16 protein-coding genes, 1 other RNA gene and 1 CRISPR repeat array are annotated in these 18975 nt (G+C 41.9%); of the genes, 4 read left to right on the top strand and 13 right to left on the bottom strand.

What is annotated here, in order from left to right:
• Positions 1 to 55 precede the first annotated feature (55 nt).
• Positions 56 to 514 (top strand): chemotaxis protein CheX, encoded by a 459-nt coding sequence (locus tag MKY93_RS07635; RefSeq protein ID WP_078816494.1) that lies wholly within the window; start codon positions 56 to 58, stop codon positions 512 to 514.
• 68 nt (positions 515 to 582) lie between these two features.
• Here MKY93_RS07635 and MKY93_RS07630 read toward each other — a convergent pair whose 3' ends face one another.
• The 6 genes from MKY93_RS07630 to MKY93_RS07605 all read right to left on the bottom strand — a co-directional run bounded on the left by MKY93_RS07630 (position 583) and on the right by MKY93_RS07605 (position 7591).
• On the bottom strand, positions 583 to 2484 hold the full coding sequence (locus tag MKY93_RS07630) for an ATP-dependent DNA helicase (protein WP_340758716.1): 1902 nt from the start codon (positions 2482 to 2484) through the stop codon (positions 583 to 585).
• Positions 2485 to 2553: 69 nt separating this feature from the next.
• Positions 2554 to 3681: a THUMP domain-containing class I SAM-dependent RNA methyltransferase gene (locus MKY93_RS07625; RefSeq protein ID WP_340758715.1), complete on the bottom strand. Its 1128-nt coding sequence runs from the start codon at positions 3679 to 3681 to the stop codon at positions 2554 to 2556.
• Between the two features lie 20 nt (positions 3682 to 3701).
• Positions 3702 to 5363, bottom strand: coding sequence for a diguanylate cyclase domain-containing protein (locus tag MKY93_RS07620; RefSeq protein WP_340758714.1), 1662 nt, complete (start codon positions 5361 to 5363; stop codon positions 3702 to 3704).
• 143 nt (positions 5364 to 5506) lie between these two features.
• An RNA gene (gene rnpB, locus MKY93_RS07615) (RNase P RNA component class B) lies at positions 5507 to 5881 on the bottom strand.
• An 85-nt stretch (positions 5882 to 5966) separates the two neighbouring features.
• The gene (gene gpsB / locus MKY93_RS07610; protein WP_340758713.1) at positions 5967 to 6260 is read right to left on the bottom strand and encodes a cell division regulator GpsB; all 294 of its coding nucleotides are present in this window, start codon (positions 6258 to 6260) and stop codon (positions 5967 to 5969) included.
• A gap of 80 nt (positions 6261 to 6340) precedes the next feature.
• Entirely contained in the window at positions 6341 to 7591 is a 1251-nt protein-coding gene (locus MKY93_RS07605) for a ribonuclease H-like domain-containing protein (RefSeq protein ID WP_340758712.1), read from the bottom strand.
• A gap of 385 nt (positions 7592 to 7976) precedes the next feature.
• On the opposite strand from MKY93_RS07605, the gene fmdA reads away from it, so the two are divergent.
• Positions 7977 to 9158, top strand: a complete 1182-nt coding sequence (gene fmdA, locus MKY93_RS07600; protein ID WP_340758711.1) for a formamidase — start codon at positions 7977 to 7979, stop codon at positions 9156 to 9158.
• 11 nt (positions 9159 to 9169) lie between these two features.
• Complete coding sequence (locus MKY93_RS07595) at positions 9170 to 9439, top strand: zinc ribbon domain-containing protein (protein ID WP_078816488.1); 270 nt, start codon at positions 9170 to 9172, stop codon at positions 9437 to 9439.
• Between the two features lie 273 nt (positions 9440 to 9712).
• On the opposite strand, the gene tnpB is transcribed toward MKY93_RS07595, so the two are convergent.
• Positions 9713 to 10870, bottom strand: a complete 1158-nt coding sequence (gene tnpB, locus MKY93_RS07590; protein WP_340758710.1) for an IS200/IS605 family element RNA-guided endonuclease TnpB — start codon at positions 10868 to 10870, stop codon at positions 9713 to 9715.
• Between the two features lie 209 nt (positions 10871 to 11079).
• On the opposite strand from tnpB, the gene MKY93_RS07585 reads away from it, so the two are divergent.
• Positions 11080 to 12753, top strand: coding sequence for a ribonuclease J (locus MKY93_RS07585; protein ID WP_340758709.1), 1674 nt, complete (start codon positions 11080 to 11082; stop codon positions 12751 to 12753).
• Between the two features lie 119 nt (positions 12754 to 12872).
• A CRISPR array of direct repeats spans positions 12873 to 13312; the repeat unit is 33 nt; unit sequence ATTTCAATCCACGCTCTCTATAAAGAGAGCGAC.
• Between the two features lie 168 nt (positions 13313 to 13480).
• Here the strand turns inward: MKY93_RS07585 and cas2 are convergent.
• Genes cas2 through cas5c form a run of 6 tightly spaced genes read right to left on the bottom strand, consistent with a single transcriptional unit; the run spans position 13481 to position 18968 of the window.
• Positions 13481 to 13771 carry a CRISPR-associated endonuclease Cas2 gene (cas2, locus tag MKY93_RS07580; RefSeq protein ID WP_340758708.1) on the bottom strand — a complete coding sequence of 97 codons (291 nt, stop codon included), beginning with the start codon at positions 13769 to 13771 and terminating at the stop codon, positions 13481 to 13483.
• Positions 13772 to 13781: 10 nt separating this feature from the next.
• Complete coding sequence (gene cas1c / locus MKY93_RS07575) at positions 13782 to 14813, bottom strand: type I-C CRISPR-associated endonuclease Cas1c (RefSeq protein WP_340758707.1); 1032 nt, start codon at positions 14811 to 14813, stop codon at positions 13782 to 13784.
• On the bottom strand, positions 14810 to 15469 hold the full coding sequence (cas4, locus tag MKY93_RS07570) for a CRISPR-associated protein Cas4 (RefSeq protein ID WP_340758706.1): 660 nt from the start codon (positions 15467 to 15469) through the stop codon (positions 14810 to 14812). Before cas4 ends, cas1c begins: the two co-directional genes overlap by 4 nt.
• Positions 15456 to 16331 carry a type I-C CRISPR-associated protein Cas7/Csd2 gene (cas7c, locus tag MKY93_RS07565; RefSeq protein WP_340758705.1) on the bottom strand — a complete coding sequence of 292 codons (876 nt, stop codon included), beginning with the start codon at positions 16329 to 16331 and terminating at the stop codon, positions 15456 to 15458. The genes cas4 and cas7c overlap by 14 nt, the downstream gene beginning before the upstream one ends.
• Positions 16312 to 18246: a type I-C CRISPR-associated protein Cas8c/Csd1 gene (gene cas8c, locus MKY93_RS07560; protein WP_340758704.1), complete on the bottom strand. Its 1935-nt coding sequence runs from the start codon at positions 18244 to 18246 to the stop codon at positions 16312 to 16314. Before cas8c ends, cas7c begins: the two co-directional genes overlap by 20 nt.
• Positions 18243 to 18968, bottom strand: coding sequence for a type I-C CRISPR-associated protein Cas5c (cas5c, locus tag MKY93_RS07555; protein ID WP_340758703.1), 726 nt, complete (start codon positions 18966 to 18968; stop codon positions 18243 to 18245). Before cas5c ends, cas8c begins: the two co-directional genes overlap by 4 nt.
• Positions 18969 to 18975: the final 7 nt, after the last annotated feature.

Below are 18975 nucleotides of genomic sequence, written 5' to 3'. Positions count from 1 at the left end.
ACCCTTTAATGATATGATTGAACTACTACTATTTTCTGAAAGGGTGTCTTTATTCGTGAGCACTGCAAATAACGTGCAAAAAGTCTTAAACGCTACTATTTCTTCACTGACTACTGTCGTTCCGATAAAATTCGATGTCCTCTCTCCTTCGTTGATCAAGCAACCCTATGAACAGCGCGAAATCAGCGTGCTCATTGGTTTGATCGGAGATATGAAAGGGCGTCTTATTGTAGAACCTACCCATGGCATTATTGATAAAATTGGCCTAGCGATGTTTGGTATGAATATTGAAGGAGAAATGGCCGAGTCTTTTACCGGTGAACTCGGGAATATGATTGCCGGCAATCTCTGTACAATACTGGAAAACGATGAATTGACACTCGACATTTCACCGCCCACTGTTTTAACCGGGCATACGAAGTTTTATGGCTTCCAACAAGCCTTTAAAATTCCCGTGAAATTTGAAGATGGCGAGGTATTGAATCTTTTACTGACGATAGATGACGAGAGCTGACTGCGTCGTAAATTAAATAAAAAAGGCACAGACATTGATTATTCAACGTCTGTGCCTTTTGCTATTCTTCATGAAAATGGTACAGGTAAAACTCTTTCTATCACAGGCAGTAACTCACTTCTCTCCGGTTCAACGAATAAATGAATAGAACCCGCATCCTCACTCGTCCGGATCAGCCGGCCGATTCCTTGACGAAGCCGCAACAGCATGAATGGGAGATCCACTTCATCAAATGCATCTTCCGCGTATTGTCTTCTCGCTTCAAACAACGGGTCTTTCGGCGGGAACGGCAGATCAAAGATGATGACACGCGTCAGGGATTCATTCGGAAGATCTAAACCTTCCCATAAATGATAGGAGAAAAAGACTTGGACCTTGCGCTGCTGGAAGTCTTTCACCAATGAAGACAGCGAACGCTCTCCTTCATAAGCAACTAGTACTTGAAGCTCTAACGGCAGTTTTTCATAGGCTTCCATCATCGATTGCTTAGAGTTAAACAATACTAAAGTTTGCTCTTCCTCTGAAAGAAGCTTTGACAAGCGCTCGATGTTGTCTTCGTGTACACCTTGTTCTAAATGGATCTTCATCACATTCTCATAATCAAAAGGCGATTCAATGGAAAACGACTGATACGACTCAATTCCGAGACTGTATGCCAAGTAATCAAACGATTTCTCAACAGATAACGTAGCGGAAGAGAAAACGATCGGCATTTCGCCAGTGAATAACTTTTCTTTCAAAATAGACGTCACGAGTCGCGGCATGATCAGCAAAGTGCTTTCATCACGTCGATTTTCCAACCAATCTACAGCGTCATTCTGATCAGCAAATAATTCCATCGAATATATATACTGCTCCAAATACTCCTCCACTATTTTCAGATCGTATTCCGGAATGACGTACAATTCACCCTCAAAGACGAATTCCTCTAGAAGTTCGTTCGATAAAGAGACGGCTTTCTTAGCTAGTCTCATCATTTCATCGTTCTTGTTAATCGTCAAACGCTCATTATCATTTTGCGTCGCACGCTCTCGTAATTGCTTAAAGAACAATTCATGGATATCCAATAATTGCTCCATCAACTGCAGAGACTTCTCCCGAATGCCATCGACCATGATGCGCTCAAGCAATTGGACAATCGTCTGCTCCTGCACTTCATAAGTCAATGCCCGCTGCGCCGAATACTCAAGCAGGTGTCCTTCATCAAAGACCACCATCGATACTTCTGGCAGCAAGGGCAACTGTCCTTGACGCACTCTCGATTCTTTCGTCCACAGATGTTCCATATAAAAATCATGCGAGCAAATGATTAAATCCACTGCTTCTCTATAGTGATTACGATGAATCGTCTGTCCGCAACGATTACGGATATCACACGCCGCACATTGCTGAATCGGATGGTAATTGATCATTTCCCACTCTTCATCTTTCAAATATGGATAGTCGGAACGCACTCCATATGGAAAAACAGACTGCAACGAACGATCGGCATAGATAAAATCAGGCAGCTCATCTTCAACTAAATCAACAAACTCTTCGTCTGTTCGATTACTTGTCTCTTCTAGACGCTTTAGGCAAATATACTGATTTCGCGCTTTGGCCAATCGTACATCGATCGATAAATCGAGTGCCTGACTCAATTTCTGAATGTCGCCTTCTTCTTTGATCAACTGATCGATCAACGTCTCATCTGCACAAGAAATCACAGCAGGCTTTCCTGTATAGCGTGCATATGCAAGGGCTGGAAGCAAATAGGCAATCGTCTTCCCTGTACCCACACCCGCTTCCGCCAGTAACACATTTTTGTCCTTAAGTGCTTGTTCGATTTGAAAAGCCATATAAATCTGCTCATCCCGGCATTCGAACCCTTTTTCCGTCAAATCATCATATAATGTATCGCCCAACCAATCATTCAGTGATTCAAAGAACGTTTGGTCTTTCACTAATTGAAATGGAATTTTTGTACTCATACTGACTCCTCCCTGAATGCAAGCGAAAGGAAGAGGAGTGCTTTCCTCTTCCCATCGATTTCGATATGGTTATACGCGCTGTCCCCAAAACTGATAATAATCAGTGCGGATGAAGCCGTTAAATAGTTTACGTTTTTTCGTCGCTCTTTTCCCATACATCGTCTCATAGTTTTCGAGTGAAGATAAAATATAGACGGACCAGGATGGGTGATGCTCCATAATTGACCCAAGGATTTCTGCTATATCTTCCGCTTCCTCTGTTTCGCCAAGTCGCTCTCCATATGGCGGATTGGCAATGAGGACACCATTTTGTCCTTCAATGTGCAAATCCCGGACGTCTTGCTGCTGCCATGAAATCAAATCTGCAAAACCGGCTTCCACCGCATTTTGCTGAGCTATTGAAATCATTTTTCCATCGACGTCGTAACCACGGATGTCAAGCTCTTGGTCGTACTTCGCTACGTCTTCCACTTCTTCTCTGACGCGATCCCATACTTGCGCTTTCATCCAAGGCCATTCTTCACTTAAAAATGAACGATTATAGCCAGGCGCAAGATTCTGTCCAATCATCGCCGCTTCAATTGGAATCGTTCCCGAACCGCAAAACGGATCCACGAACGGGCGACTCGGACTCCACTTCGATAATTTCACAAGTGCTGCAGCCATCGTCTCTTTAAGAGGCGCATCTCCTTGTCCTAATCGATAGCCGCGTTTATGCAATCCGGAACCGCTCGTATCGATCGTAATTGTTACCTTATCCTTCAAAATTGATACTTCCAATTTAAAAAGAGGACCTGATTCATCCAAGAAGCCAATACGCTTATACGCGATCTTCAACCGCTCCACAATTGCTTTCTTCACAATCGCTTGGCAGTCCGGCACACTGAACAGCTTCGATTTGACCGACTTTCCTGAAACCGGAAAAGCGGCATCAACCGGCAGGAACTGTTCCCAAGGAATCGCTTTCGTCCGCTCAAATAACTCATCGAATGTATAAGCTTTAAATTCACCAGCCACCACGCGAACCCGATCTCCCACACGAAGCCACATATTGGCTCTGGCAATCGTTTCTGCATCTCCATTGAAGAAGACTTTTCCGTTTTCGGTCTGGCAATCATACCCAAGATCTTTTATCTCAGATGCTACAATCGACTCCAGCCCCATTGCGGCTGTAGCAATCAATTTATATTCACTCACAATAAAAACTCCATTCTCCGTTACTGGATCAGATGAAGAAATTCATCAAACTCCAGAGGTTTACTTATATATGTTCCTTGTGCATAGCTGCAGCCTAACGCGCGCAACCGCTCAGATTGGCCAACGTCATCTACACCCTCAAAAGACAAGTCAATCTCTAAAGCCCCAGCCATCGCTTTAATCGCCTGAGCAATCTTCCATTGATCTTCTTCAGTCGATAGCCGTTTCACTAGATTACGATCTAGTTTCAAATGCCCGATAGAGCTATCTGACAGCAAAGGAATTGATGAATAACCGTAACCGAAATGATCGATCAGCAGATGAAACCCCAACTTTTTCAAGGTCCTTAACTTATGGATGGATTGCTCTTCATCTAGCATAATAACCTTTTCATCCAATTCTAATTCAAAATTTTCAGGCTTAACATCAAATTGTCCGAGAATTCCACAAACATTTTGGATGAACTGAGGATGCGTGAAGTACATGCTCGAAATATCGACGGCAATCACTGTGCGCAAACGTACAGCTTCCGGCATACGGGAAAGGTCCTCGCAAATCCTCTCAATGGCCAAGTTGGTAATCGGAATATCAAGACCCATCTCTACCAGTTCCTCGTAGGAATCCCTCAGTGTAGTAACCGATTGTTTACATCCGCCACATCGCAACGAAATCTCCGCACCGCGGAACACACCTGTCCCAAGATGAAGTTTCGGCTCATACAGTAACTGAAAGTCCTTATTTTCGACCATGCCAATCAAATCTTGTTCCAGCTCTTGAAGCTTGGCAATGCGCTCCTCCAAATCTTGCTCAAACAGCGTCTGTCGATTACGGCCTTTTCGCTTGGATTCATACATGGCGACATCTGATTTTCTCATTAAGCTCTCTCTGTCGGTACCATTTTTCGGATATAAGCTAATTCCGATACTAGTCGACATCCCGACTTCATAGGAGGCACTGTGATAGGGCTGCTCAATCGCTTCAAAGATCCGATCCGCTAAGAGCACTGCTTCCCCTTCATGCTTAATGTCTGTTTGAACGATAACGAACTCATCGCCGCCTAACCGGGCAAACAAATCATTTTTCCTAAGAATTTTCTTCACTCTTCGTGTGAACTCTTTCAATAATTCATCTCCGACGAAATGTCCCATCGTGTCATTGACTTGTTTGAAACGATCCAAATCTAAAAATAACACAGCGTGCATTTTCTTTCTTTCGGGATCACCACAGAATAGCTTGTCCATTTGACTCGTCAAATAGTTACGATTTCCAATTTTCGTCAAAGGATCTGTACAGCCATCGCCTTTTGATGTCGGCTGGTTTATCATGGAAGCGGGTCGGCAAATTCCATAATAATATGCCTGGTCATTAGTGGTATCCAAATGGAAGAACAATTTGACGTCTCCATCTTCTCCATTTTCACCAAACGGCAGACCGCCTTCCCAATACCCTGTCTTTTCAGCTTCTTCCCAAATATCATGTTGCCATGTTGCCGGAAAAAGCTGAAGCATGGACGGATCTTCATTATTGTATTGGGTCAGTGTAAAGAAAACAGAGTTAGCAAAAAGCAGGTTTTTACTTTCATCTGTAACGAAAACGCCTTGTTTCATTTCCTCAATAATTGTATTATAAATTGTTGGCGGGAAGGCAGGGTTTATTTGAAAGAAATCAGACTCATTTACCATTACCTTCCCTCCTTATGTATCGCCTTTTCAATCGGTCTCTTCTCAGTATTATGTCAAATAAATGCGATTAGCAAACCTTCTGTACAAAAGAAAAACTCTCCCAATACTATAGGAGAGCTAATTGTGATGTAAACCATAGAATATTCTGTAAGCCATGTTTTGTTCTTCAGTACTCAAACGGTTTGCACCTCGTACTTGAAGCGGTAATCATCTATCTACAGACAATTGCCTGTCCCTTCCTCCATTGAATTCTTTCGGAAGAGCGCCCCTACCATAATTTGGGTTTCTCACTCGTGGGGTTTACCCGTTCCACTTGACATGTTTCCATGCCAACTACGTCACTGTGGCACTTTCAGAGAATCTCATCCATATCCGAAGACTTAGGATTTATTCTCGCCATCAATGCAAAAGCATTGCCCCGGCTTATTTTTTCACCGAGCACGAACACTACGGTCATCTCAGAACCGTGTGAGCATGGACTTTCCTCTACAATAAAATTGCAGCGATTACCTGAATAGACTCTATGGTACTCTTTAGTATACATCAATTCATCCCGGCTATCAATGATTTCGTTCAAACTGGTCATTTCCAATTTAAAGAAAATCAGTTATCAGACAGCTTGCTGCCGAAAACTTGTCTTTCCAAGTTGGATAGGCGCTGCAAGATATCAAAATTCGTTGGTTGAGGAGTCGGCGCAGACGTTCTATGCTGCGAAGTACTTGCTGACGCTTTCAACCGTTCGTTTTCTTCTGTAAGTTGCGCGATTTCTTTTTTAAAAGTCTCATAATCTTGGATTACATCGTCCAAAAATAAATCCACTTCTTCTTGTTTATATCCGCGCATTGCTGTTTTAAATTCTTTCTCTAAAATCTTCTTTGAATCTAACTTTATTTCCATGACAAAACGTCCCTCCGTCTGTGATCCCATACGGTCATTATAGCATATCATGTCATTCTTTGTCTTAATTGAGAAGGTCCTTAAGACTCTCTTGTCGGTTTCTGCGCTTGCCCGGGAAATAGTTTCTTCTTCACGCGTATTTCCCGCTTGGAAAAGGCGCTCTGCATGCTATCAATAAAGCGTTTGGATAGTTTATTTTGTTGTTCGAGCAAAGATTTCCCCTTGTTAATTCGATCAACCGCCAGCGGGAAATCTTTCAGCTTATGTTCATATAATTTTGCCAATTCTTCATAGGCAAGTATTTGTTCCCGGCCTTCTCCACTCGAAGCTACGATTTCAAATGATTGGACCGCACGATCGTACTCTCTATATCGCTTCAATAGAAACCCTAAATGAAAATGTGTCAGCGGATAACTCGATCCGTACACTTCTGCGATTCTTTCCAGCTCGGCAAAACTACGCTCAGTCAAACCAAGATCCTTGAACCATTTGGCGATATTCGTTGCGACTTGAGCAGTTGGTTTACTCTCCTCCTGCAAAATCATGTCAGAAGAAAGACTGAACAGCGTGACGAGGGAAAGAATATCCCATTCATTGTGCCACATAACCTTCATCAAGATTTCAGCCCGCCCATTCTTCACGGCATCCTGATAGATGATCGGCGCCATATGCCCTGGAATATCATCTTTCCGATGAAAGCCTAGCTGTTTGCGCTCGATTTCCGTAAGTTTGAAAGAGTCCATTTCGCCTTTCCAAATACGCCGCGAACCATGCAACAGATCAATTTGCTTTGGAACCGGCAACTTAGGGAGCTGTTTTCTATGCAGCGACCAACGTGTCTGCAATTGCGGAAAGTCAAAACTCTTTCCATTATAAGTGACAAGCGTCAGCCCTTCCTGCCAAAGTTTTGATGCATAGAGAAACGCTGCTTCGTGATCTGGATTCGGCAGCACGTACTGTGTCATGACGAATTCATCCGATTTCAGTTCCAATAACCCAATCAAAAAAATTATCGCTCCCGCCCCTTTAAGTCCAGTTGTCTCGGTATCGAAAAAGAGCAGCTGATCAGAAGAAGGAGCAAGCGGATGAGCATATCCAGTCTCCATCCAATTGGTCAACTTCTCTTGTATGTCCCCTAAGCAAATATCGCCATGCATATAGGTAAGCGGATAATGAATGACACGCTTATAAACGATACCTAAGTCATTTTCGATTTTTTCCAGTCCCGTCGTCAGCCATCTCTTTTCATATGATGGCGCCGGCGGTTTCGTAAACGTTTCAACCGACTCTTGCACGACTGTCGTTTTTTTCACTAGCGATTTCATGGCCATAAGTTTTTTCTCATAAGACACGGCAAATCAACTCTTCTGTATGCGGGCTTTCCATCGTATGCTCCGCAGCCCGGATATAGTATTGCTTATTTATCTTTAAGAACATCGATACACCTCACCCCTCGAAGCAATTACATGATTTGTATTGAATTATACTATACTTGAAGGACTTATTAATAGAAACACACTCGTAAACATACAGGCCAGTATTTCTTGGGGAATAAATAGCAGATGAGAATGAAAAGTATTGAAACGAAGTAACCGCATGCCGCATATTTCCTCCACCACAGTCATTCTCACTATTGCAGTCATAAACGTGGGACAACTTCACATATGTTGACATGGTAATGCTTGCGCAATTTATTTAATTAGGAGGAATTTGATAATGGCACAGTATAAGTACAGACTCGATTTAAGCAAACCTATGGAACAACAAGAGCAACCCGGACACAATCGTTGGCACCCTGATATTCCTGCTGTTTTTTCAGTAGAACCGGGAACCGCATTTCGAATGGATTGTAAAGAATGGACCGATGGACAGATCCATAATAATGACAGTGCAGAAGACCTTCGCACCGTTAATCTTACTCGTGTCCACGTATTAAGCGGTCCTGTCTACGTCAATGGCGTGGAGCCTGGTGATTTGCTCGTCGTTGATATTTTGGATGTCGGAGCCCATCAAGAATCAGAATGGGGGTTCAATGGGATTTTTGCGAAAGAAAACGGAGGCAGCTTCTTAACAGATGAATATCCAGAGGCCGCCAAATCAATTTGGGATTTCGAAGGCATTTATACGACGTCCCGCCATGTGCCTGGTGTCAAATTTGCAGGTCTCATTCATCCAGGTTTAATTGGAGTCGCTCCCTCAATGGAGCTTTTGCAAAAATGGAACGAACGCGAACAAGCTTTAATTGATACGGATCCTAATCGAGTTCCCGCACTTGCAAATCCCCCCTCCGAAGAAAGTGTAGTGTTAGGGCATTTGGAAGGCGCGGAGTTTGACCGGATCGCAAAAGAAGGCGCGCGTACAGTCCCGCCTCGTGAAAATGGAGGAAACTGCGATATTAAGAATCTCTCCAAAGGTTCTAGAATCTTCTTCCCTGTATTTGTGGACGGTGCCAAGCTGTCCGTCGGCGATCTGCATTTCTCTCAAGGCGATGGAGAGATTACGTTTTGCGGCGGCATCGAAATGTCAGGCTGGATCGAATTAAAAGTGGATGTGATTAAAGGGGGTATGGAGAAATATAAGATCAAGGAAAATCCCGTATTCCAACCTGGACCTGTTGAACCGAATTATAATGATTTCTTAGTATTCCAAGGCATTTCCGTAGACGATCGTACAGGAAAACAACATTATCTGGATGCTAATCTCGCTTATAAAAAGGCCTGCTTAAATGCCATTGAGTATTTAAAAACGCTCGGCTATACAGGTGAACAAGCCTTTATGCTTTTAAGCTCAGCACCTGTGGAAGGTCGAATTAACGGCATCGTGGATATTCCAAATGCCTGTTGCACGATTGCGATCCCAACACAAATCTTTGATCAAGACATTATGCCGAAAAAATAGGAGGGTAAATCTTGCCAAACTACACATTTCGTTGTCCAGGTTGTGGAGAATTCACGCTGTTCTTCAATTCCATGTCCGGCAACAGGGAGAATACAGAATGTCCTACTTGTAAATCAGAAGCTGCCAGAGTTTATTTTGCGCCTCACCTCTTCACCCTTTCTCGTAAGCTCAGCTCGAAGATCGAGAAAGGGATGGAACCGCAACGAATGACTCGGGATGAACTAGGTGCAAAACAGAAGCAAACAAAGGTAAAAGCAAATCGTCCTTGGCAAGTCGGGTAGACTCCTCCATGAATCTTGAATCAATATAATAGCATACAAGATAAGAGGCTTGGACATAACCAGCCTCTTTTTTATGTGATTAGACTTCACTGAATAAATGGGATTACTCAAACTATTGCAGGCAAAAATGCAACAAAAGGTACTACTCTCATCAGTGAATCAAATTCGCCTAAGAGGAATATGTTACTTGTTCCATTATTGAACTACTACCACTTTCACTACGTTTAGAAGTGAGAGATTCCTAAGATCACCGGCGTAACCGCCAGTTATTGATTAGGCTATCCCCGCAGCCCCTGCGGTTAGAAGTCTGTTCGCTTCCTTTTCAAGAATTATACTTGCGTTAAGATCTCGGTCGTAATGACTTCCACATTTCAGACAGCTCCATTCACGCAAAGCCAGATTCTTAACGTCTTTGTTTCGATCTCCACACTTCGAACAAAGTTGACTCGATGGGAATGTTTTTCCTACGACTACAATCTGTTTGCCGTACCACTTCGCTTTATATTCAAGCATTGTACGAAATTGTGACCAGCTAACTTCGCTAATTGATTTAGCCAATTTTTGATTTTTAAGCATAGTAGTGATTTGCAAGTCTTCTATTCCGATTACATCGTGGTTTTTGATGATATCGGTTGAGAGTTTATGCAAGTAATCCTTTCGCTTATTCGCAATGCTTTCCTGGATACGCGCAACTTTGACACGTTGTTTTTGATAATTTCTCGCTTCACTTAGCTTACATTTTCTTTTGATAGCTAGTTCTCTCCGTCTTGAGAGAATCCGTTGCGCTTTCGCTAACTTCTTCTCTAATGAACGAAAGTACTTGGGATTGTTATACACTGTGCCATCTGATAAGACTGCGAACTCTTTCAAACCCACATCAACACCCACGGAGGAATTCGTTTTAGGTACTTCTTGTACTTCTGTTTCCACAAGAATCGAAACGAAATAGTTGTCCGAAGAAGTATGTCGAATCGTTGCATTCATAATTCGACCCTTCACTTCACGACTTCGCGAAAATTTTATCATGCCCAACTTTGGGAGTTTAATTTTGTTGCCAACGATTGCGATATTGCCATTTGTTTGTTTTGTTGTGTACGATTGAACATCATGATTTTTTGATTTAAAGCGGGGTGCTTTGTTTTGTTTTTTGAAAAGTCTTGTATAAGCATCAGCCAAGTTTTTTAAGGAAGATTGAAGGGAAATGCTATCCACTTCGTTTAACCAAATGGTACTTTCTTGCTTTTTTAACTGAGTTAGTTCAGCGGAACAGGTAGTGTACGAGAGTCCTTTCCCTGTTTCTTTATACGTGCTGTCCCATTTAGCCAAAAAGTGGTTAAAAACAAAGCGGCTACAGCCAATGGTTTTTGCGATTAAAATACGTTGTTCTTTGTTCGGATGAATTTGAAACCGATAAGCTTTGTGGATCAGCATGAAATTCACCTCCACCAAAAAGAATGTATGTTCTCATTATAACCGACTGACATACTCTTTGGCTAGCGCCAACCGACATTCATCACCCACTTACTCATTGGGCTGAGCCCTGCACATTCCTTGAAGTGGGCGTCTTCTGTCGGAAAGTAATAAATTCCCTATGAACGGACATACTTAAGGTATTCATGAAATATAGGGAGAGACTACTAATGACCAATCTCGAAAATACTTTGTCGATTTTTGCTTTAGGCGGGATTAATGAAATCGGGAAAAATATGTATGTAGTGCAATATGAAGATGATATCTTTGTCATTGATTGCGGCTCAAAGTTTCCTGACGAAAGTCTTCTGGGAATTGATTTAATTATCCAAGATATTACGTACTTACAACAAAATAAAGACAAAGTCAGAGCTCTTATCATTACACACGGACATGAAGATCATATTGGAGGCATCCCCTATTTCTTAAAGCAGCTGAATATACCCGTGTATGCAACGGAATTAACGGCTGGTTTAATAAACCTTAAATTAAAGGAACATGGTTTGCTTCGTCGTACGGAATTAACAATCTTCCACGCAGCATCTAAATTATCATTCAGAAACGTGGGCATTTCGTTTTTTAGGACAAATCATAGTATTCCCGATTGTGTAGGAATCGTTTTCCATACACCTATTGGAGCGGTTGTTCATACTGGGGATTTTAAGTTTGATTTAACCCCTGTGAATAATGACGCGCCAGACATTCACAAGATGGCGGAAATCGGAAAAAATGGTGTGTTGGTATTGCTTTCCGAAAGCACCAATGCAGAGCGTCCTGGGTTTAACCCTTCAGAAATAACGGTCGGAGGTCATATTGAAGAAGAATTCAGAAAGGCACAGAAAAAAGTTTTTATCTCTACGTTCGCATCCAATGTACACCGTGTTCAGCAAGTCGTCGATGCAGCACAAAAAACGGGTAGAAAACTTGCTCTGCTAGGAAGAAGCATGATAAATGTGGTAAGCGTCGCCACGGAACTTGGGCATTTGAGAATCCCTGACGATATGTTGATCGAACCATACGAGATAAGTAAAATGGACCCTGAAAAAGTCGCCGTTTTATGCACCGGCAGTCAAGGTGAACCGATGGCAGCCTTGTCGCGGTTGTCGAGTTCCAATTTCAGGCATGTAGAAATACTTCCAGACGATACCGTTATTTTAGCTTCGTCCCCTATCCCGGGTAACGAAAAGAATGTTTCACGGATTATCGATAATTTATATCTTCTGAAAGCGAATGTAATTTATGGCTCAGGCGGTTCAACCGGTATGCATGTTTCCGGCCATGCAAACCAGGAAGAACTGAAGCTCATGCTCACGCTGATGAAACCGAAGTATTTCATTCCCATTCACGGAGAATATAGAATGCTCTATAAGCATCAACAACTGGCCGAATCTGTAGGCGTGGACCGAGAAAATATTTTTATAATCAACAACGGAGATGTCGTGGATGTCGATCATACTAAGGCATATCAAACCCGAAGAGTTCATGCTGGCCGTGTGTTTGTTGACGGATTAGGTGTAGGAGATGTGCGTAATATTGTGCTGCGTGACCGAAGAGTCCTGTCAGAAGAAGGGATGCTCATCATTGTGATTACGGTTAGTAAAACGGATGGTCAACTTATTTCTGAACCAGATACCATCTCGCGAGGCTTTGTTTATGAACCCGATGCGAAGGAACTCATTAAAGAAGTCAATGAAATTGTTAAAACCACGGTCACTAATTTGAGCTCGATACACGGCAGTAAACGAACGGCTATCAGACAGAGTGTAAAGAAGTCGGTGGAGAGTTTATTATTTGAGCGAACGAAAAGAAGACCGATGATTCTTTCGTTTTTGATTGAGATTTGATTTTGAAAGGATTTTTATAAAACGATACTTTGTAAACTGCATAATTAAGGGGACTATCTTTTGAACGGCTTCTAATCCTTTTCATTTACTCATCCGGCTCTTTGAACATTCTTATTCTCTTTTTAATCCTCGCCCCCTATAAAGGGAGCGACTCTTTCATACCTAAATAGCGAGTATTTCACAACCGATTTCAATCCACGCTCTCTATAAAGAGAGCGACCCTCCTTCCGATATCTTAAATACTTAAAATTCTTTATTTCAATCCACGCTCTCTATAAAGAGAGCGACGACGGCGTCAGAATGGTCGAACTGATATCTCCATGGGATTTCAATCCACGCTCTCTATAAAGAGAGCGACATTTAGGATCAAGTACGAGATTCATGCTCATTTATTTCAATCCACGCTCTCTATAAAGAGAGCGACACCGCTATAAAAAAACAAACAAGTGTTAAGGATATTTCAATCCACGCTCTCTATAAAGAGAGCGACCAGTTTCCTCTCTGCCAAAAGTATTTTCGGATAACTATTTCAATCCACGCTCTCTATAAAGAGAGCGACCGCAAGATATAGACACAAGAAACACTCTAGCTCTATATCTTGTGTTTATACATATATAATTCAAATATCCCTATCCATTTTATACCTATTAAAACAAAAAAGTATAGATTATCATGCAAATTATGCGCGAACCTCCCCGGGTTTTCATGTTCACTATAGGTTCGCACATTAGAACACAAGCGGATCTTCTACCTTAATTGATGGCTTTGCACCAACATGTCTTACTTTTTTATCATGATTATTTCCTAAACGGTAATAACGTAAGCTGTCAACATCGGGGTCAATGATTTCTTCTAATGCAATCTCTAATTGACGTAATTGAGTGCTGTCTACAATACACTCAAAAACTGAATTTTGCACACGTACACCGTATTCTTCACATTTCTTTGCAATTTTTCTTAAGCGCTTTTTGCCGCTGCTTGTGTAAGTCTGAACGTCGTATGTAACAAGTACTAACATTTTACAACACCTACCTTATTAGAATAGGAGGATAGGCATCAAGATCACCGCGTAAGAAACGAGCCAATAATAATGCTTGTATATGCGGAATTAGCCCCCAAGAAACTTTTTCCTTTAAAAATGGATGAGTGATCATTTGTTGTTTTTCCTTTTGCCATAATTGTAAAAACGATCGTCGAGCTTCATCCGTCAAAATCACCGCTTTGTTTTCCTTCACAATAAAATCATCACTGCTTATTTGCTGACGGTTAATTAATTTAAGAACAAATCGATCAGCGATTAGAGGCCTCAATTCTTCCATCAAATCAAGTGCAAGCGAAGTACGCCCAGGCCGATCTCTATGCAGAAATCCTACGTACGAATCCAATCCAACTCCTTCAAGCGCTGCCGCTGTTTCTGCTGCAAGTAGTGAATAGGTGAAAGAAAGTAAAGCATTCACAGGATCCAAAGGTGGTCTCCGATTCCGGCCCTTAAAAAAGAAGATATCTTTCTGTTGCAAAATACATTCTTCAAAAACACTAAAGTATGCACTTGCCGCGTTACCCTCGATTCCTCGCAGTGCATCTAAATCATTACATTTACTTGCTACTTTTCTCGCATCTCGTAGTCTCACAATGATCTCTTTGATTCGGTCACCGTTTACCCTTAATGCATGGTCTCTTATTGTACGTTTCAGAAGTTGTTCACTATTGAAAATCTTGCCAATGATCATGTTTTTGGCAATACAGACACACTCCTCTTCATTTTCTGAAACTCGATACTGTTTTTTTCGGAGAGTCACATTGCCATTCAGTTCACCAGTGACACGTCCCCGAAACCGACCGCTGCTTGTAAAGAATGTTAAGTTGATGTTCTGCTTCATACATTCACTCATTAAAGCCGGACTAGCTCCTTGATGTCCAAACGTACAGATTGCTTCAATATTATGCAATGGAATACGCGCTAAAGATTCATCCGCTTTCAATAGATTTAGGTTTTTTCCCTTTAGGGCAAGATATACTTCTGGATCAGAAACATATACGGTATTTAGCAATTGTTTCATTCCGCCAACATCCTATCCATATAAATTGATACCTTCTCACGTTCGAGTAGTTCAGGAAGACATCGATGACGAAGGGAACAGTGTAAACAATGTTTCCCTGTCTTGACACGCGGCGTATGGCGCCGCTTATAATAATGGTGCATTTCCTTTGTTATTTCTTTCACTCGCATCTTCATTTCTTCCGTTATTGTTACCGGCTCCCGGCGCTTTACTTCATGGTAAAAGAGCGCCGCTTCCTCAATGTGAGTTCCAAGCATTTCTTCTAGACAAATCGTTTGAGCTGTAAGCTGAAGAATATCGGCATCATGCGTCTTAGGTTTACCTCGCTTATATTCAATAGGTTTTACTCGATACAAACCTTTTTCTTTATCGAGCTGGACACCACCACTGTCTTGAATAAATTCAACCATATCGCATATGCCACTAATGCCCAAATATTGTGAATGGATCGGTAATGCCCTGACGTAAAGAGTGTCACCTCTTTTCTCTCTCGTAAAGGGATTATCTACTTTCTCATGCAAATAATTTCCTTCTATCGTCAGTACATTCTCTTCCCACTCCTGTTCTACATGTATGAGCGCCCACTGTCTTCGACAGAATGCAAAATGCTGGATACCCGAAAGCAATAGGTACTCTTCCTCGTTATATCCCAACATATTCTTCGACAGAAAGCCCTTCCAAAAGTGTCGCAGAAATTTGATAATTTTCAATAGACGACTTCATAGCATCGCCCACTTTTTCTATTTTCACAGTTCGATGCACTGCAGCCGAGGAATATTGACCTAGTTTTGAATTATGTTCCCACCAAAATACCTTATTGACTTCCATGCTGCCATCAGGTCTGGCAGATGAAGCGTCATTCGCAAATAACGTTTTTAATGCTTCTTTTAATTTTTCTGCATCTTCACAAGTAAAGCCAGTACGTTCAGCAAGTTGCGGGTTGATACTGCCATAGAAAACATAAACGCCAAAGTCTACTCGATGCTTCATACCCATCGTATCCGATGTTTTTTGGCTCGGATCCTTTTCATTGGTTGTTGAGTTCACACTTTTTGTGATTTGCATACTTGTAACATCGACAGGTTCGATACTTGTTGCTGTATGGATAGATACTGGACCGCGAACTCCAATCGACATCTTCGCGCCTTTAAAAGCGAATACTTGTCCAAAAGCACGCACATCAAACCAATTCCCACATGCGAGCATTTCTGCAGTCTGCTCATCTGTTCCTGTTGCTTTTGCTTTTGATAATAGTTTCTTTAACTCATCAATCGATTCCACTCGATCTTTTATGCTTCTGTATTCGTGGGATCTTCTCTCATCTGATTGAACCAAAATAGATTCACCTTCATCTTGAAGCCGATTTCTCAATTTGCGTTTGATCGCAACATCTGATACCTCACCGTGACCAAAAAAATCCTGACGTGGTCGGTTGCCGTTTAGTGGGTCACCATTCGGGTTAGCCTTATTCACCGTAAATGCTACCGCAAAATCAATTTTATTCTTCAATACTGACATTTTCTTTCTCCCCCTTTTTCGTATACATCTCTTGAATTTGACTGCTATAGCCGAGCAAGAACACCGGACCGAGCGGAGCGTCTGTCATTTGTTCCACTGTTAATCGGTCTTCAACTTTTTGCAATCTCATCGCATAATACCCTGAATTACTTCCAGATCTTTCGAAGTAAGGTGACAGCTGTTTACGAATCACCATCCATGTACGGGCAGGATGTTGGGAAAACGCATTGAAGTACCGAGTGGCATTTGTCGCTCTGTTTTCATCACGCTCTTTCAGAATACTTCTTTCCATGACTTCAGCAATTCCAAGCAAACGCCCAAATAAATAGTCTCGAGAATTATTCTCTTCTTGAATAGCCACGCTATATCCCTCGCTTTCATACTGTTTACTGATTAATGCACATGCAATATTCAGCGTTGCATCCCATGACTCTGTTGTACCTTTAAAACTGAATGGATTCTTCACGCGATTGAAAATCAATGACACAATATCTTTTGGCAGGGGCTTCTGTTCCACGATACAAGGAAGCATCCTTGTATAAAAATCTTTTTTAATCCTGCTATCGGCTTTACTCCCGTAAACAGCTTCGGCCAATCTATAAGTAGAAGGTGTGCCGATGAAAGTTTGTATCTTATTCGTATTGGAATTCTTATGTGTTTGTAGCCATCTGCAAGTGCTATGCCATTGCTCAATCGAATCTAGAAACAAATCGACACTTAGTTCTTGATAGTAGACAATTGCAAGTCGGCCTTTGGTGGCTGCGTCCAGTGCCATCACAATAATATTTTCCAGATGATCTTGATTGAGCGTATGGCGCATACCATGTATAGCTTTGTTCAATTCTGCAGCTACCAACTCTTCAGTATGGGCAAGTTTCCGGCAGAATTCTGCGGTTTCATCTGCAAAAATATCCTCAAAACTTTCTATGCTACTCTTACATAGATCCAAGGTGCCATCAAACTGATTCGGCACGTCCGGCTGTTCTTTCCCAAATGTTATAAAATATCGGGAATCTACGTACGTACTTTGCCTTTGAATCAGCCACCTTAATGCATGATGCGCTTTTTGAGATGTCTCGTAGCCAATTTGCACCGCTTCCGTCGGTTTTGCGAAACGTCCCCGATATGTAAAACCTGAACTATCATTAGCAGAAATCAATTTGGACATATCGCCTGCATTTCGAATACGCGATCCATGCTGATTCGTTAAGGCGGTTGCTTCTCCCGTGATGTAGCATATTCCGCTTTCCATTTTATTAACACTAGCTAGGAACTCAATGAAATTATCAAATATCTTTTTATCTTCCCATACGACCGGATCGCTTGCTTTCTCATGCATAACATCAAAACGGACAAAGGCAGATGATGCTTCAGCTGGGATAACTTTATAAATATCAGGCTTCTCTTCTTCGGCAGTAGCCGGCCATTTATCCAACATCTTAGCCTCGGCATTAAGATAAAGAATTTTAGCTTCGACCAAATCTTTAATCATATGACCTTTGGCAATATAGTGATAGATACATTGCACTTTATAAGGGGCTCCTTTTGATTCTGCCCATTCTTTCATTTGCTTCCTGTAATTCTGATGATGCTCTACATATTTTGGATTTCCACCAAACTGCACGTAATCCCCTGCTACATAAGCCAATTTATCATGGAGAAAATGTGGTGCACTTGCGTTAGCTCTATTTGCTGAATTAGGAGTCGCTGGGACTATTGTGCGAGCATTTTCCTTCTCAATCACTTTCGCGCTATGAAATTCACCGTCTCGTGTCAGTAACACCGCAATCTGTGCACTCTGCATCACATGCGATACCGGCAATAGTGTCATTCGTTGCTTTCTTCTTTCTTCGAACTCTCCCACTTGATGAACGTTGTGATCATACACTTCTGTCAGCTGTTTCATCCAACTCATTTGTCCACCTCCTCAAAAATCATTCCGTATTCTTCATCTACCGAAGTAAAGTTTATGCCTTTCTCAAATGATTTCATCGGCTCCTCGTGGATCGTTCGAATAATTTCGCATTCCTCCGGACGATTAAATTGAATGATCCCGTCTTTCATGACCGGTACACATAAGCGCGCTTGAAACGATTTTTTATCTCCTTCATCCGGATACGTAAAACCATGAAACATTTGTCCGAAACCGATCTCGCCGTACTGATCGTAGAAGCCTTTTCCTTCACCAAATGTACACGCTTCGACGTACCCTTGACCTTCTCTTGTCCCAAGATAAATATCCCGTCTCCCACCCCTCTCGACAGAACGCTTCGCAATATTATGATGCTTGTTTTCGTTTCGGTCATAGGCAAGATCGGGTCTATTTTCGTTAAATTCAAAATGTGCTCGAACTTGATAAGCCGGGTTACGTAAATAGGTGTAGTACATCAAATCATTCTCGTCACTTTGATACTTAATCGGACGAATCGCTTTTACTTCTGTCTGAATCGGGTTCATCACGCGTACTTCATCGATGAACCAAGTGATCGTAGGTTTCCAGTAGATCGATTCTGTAATGCCTTTCAATGCCTGATAGGTTGGTATTTGATACGTAAATTTTTCCCCACCAATTCGAGTTACTGGATCTGTGAAAAGTCCATACTTGCCGTGCACAATAAATTCAATTTGATTTCTCACTTCATTC

It is taken from the genome of Sporosarcina sp. FSL W7-1283 (genome assembly GCF_038003105.1).
Taxonomy (GTDB): Bacteria; Bacillota; Bacilli; order Bacillales_A; family Planococcaceae; genus Sporosarcina; species Sporosarcina newyorkensis.
Note: the sequence above shows the minus strand (reverse complement) of the source record. Positions and strands in the feature narration are given on the sequence as shown.

Coding starts and splice junctions, on each gene's coding strand:
- cas2 (WP_340758708.1), bottom strand. CDS start 13,771: ATGTTAGTACTTGTTACATACGACGTTCAGACTTACACAAGCAGCGGC.
- MKY93_RS07605 (WP_340758712.1), bottom strand. CDS start 7,591: ATGGCCATGAAATCGCTAGTGAAAAAAACGACAGTCGTGCAAGAGTCG.
- MKY93_RS07630 (WP_340758716.1), bottom strand. CDS start 2,484: ATGAGTACAAAAATTCCATTTCAATTAGTGAAAGACCAAACGTTCTTT.
- MKY93_RS07585 (WP_340758709.1), top strand. CDS start 11,080: ATGACCAATCTCGAAAATACTTTGTCGATTTTTGCTTTAGGCGGGATT.
- cas4 (WP_340758706.1), bottom strand. CDS start 15,469: ATGTTGGGATATAACGAGGAAGAGTACCTATTGCTTTCGGGTATCCAG.
- gpsB (WP_340758713.1), bottom strand. CDS start 6,260: ATGGAAATAAAGTTAGATTCAAAGAAGATTTTAGAGAAAGAATTTAAA.
- cas1c (WP_340758707.1), bottom strand. CDS start 14,813: ATGAAACAATTGCTAAATACCGTATATGTTTCTGATCCAGAAGTATAT.
- tnpB (WP_340758710.1), bottom strand. CDS start 10,870: ATGCTGATCCACAAAGCTTATCGGTTTCAAATTCATCCGAACAAAGAA.
- cas8c (WP_340758704.1), bottom strand. CDS start 18,246: ATGAGTTGGATGAAACAGCTGACAGAAGTGTATGATCACAACGTTCAT.
- fmdA (WP_340758711.1), top strand. CDS start 7,977: ATGGCACAGTATAAGTACAGACTCGATTTAAGCAAACCTATGGAACAA.
- MKY93_RS07620 (WP_340758714.1), bottom strand. CDS start 5,363: ATGGTAAATGAGTCTGATTTCTTTCAAATAAACCCTGCCTTCCCGCCA.
- cas7c (WP_340758705.1), bottom strand. CDS start 16,331: ATGTCAGTATTGAAGAATAAAATTGATTTTGCGGTAGCATTTACGGTG.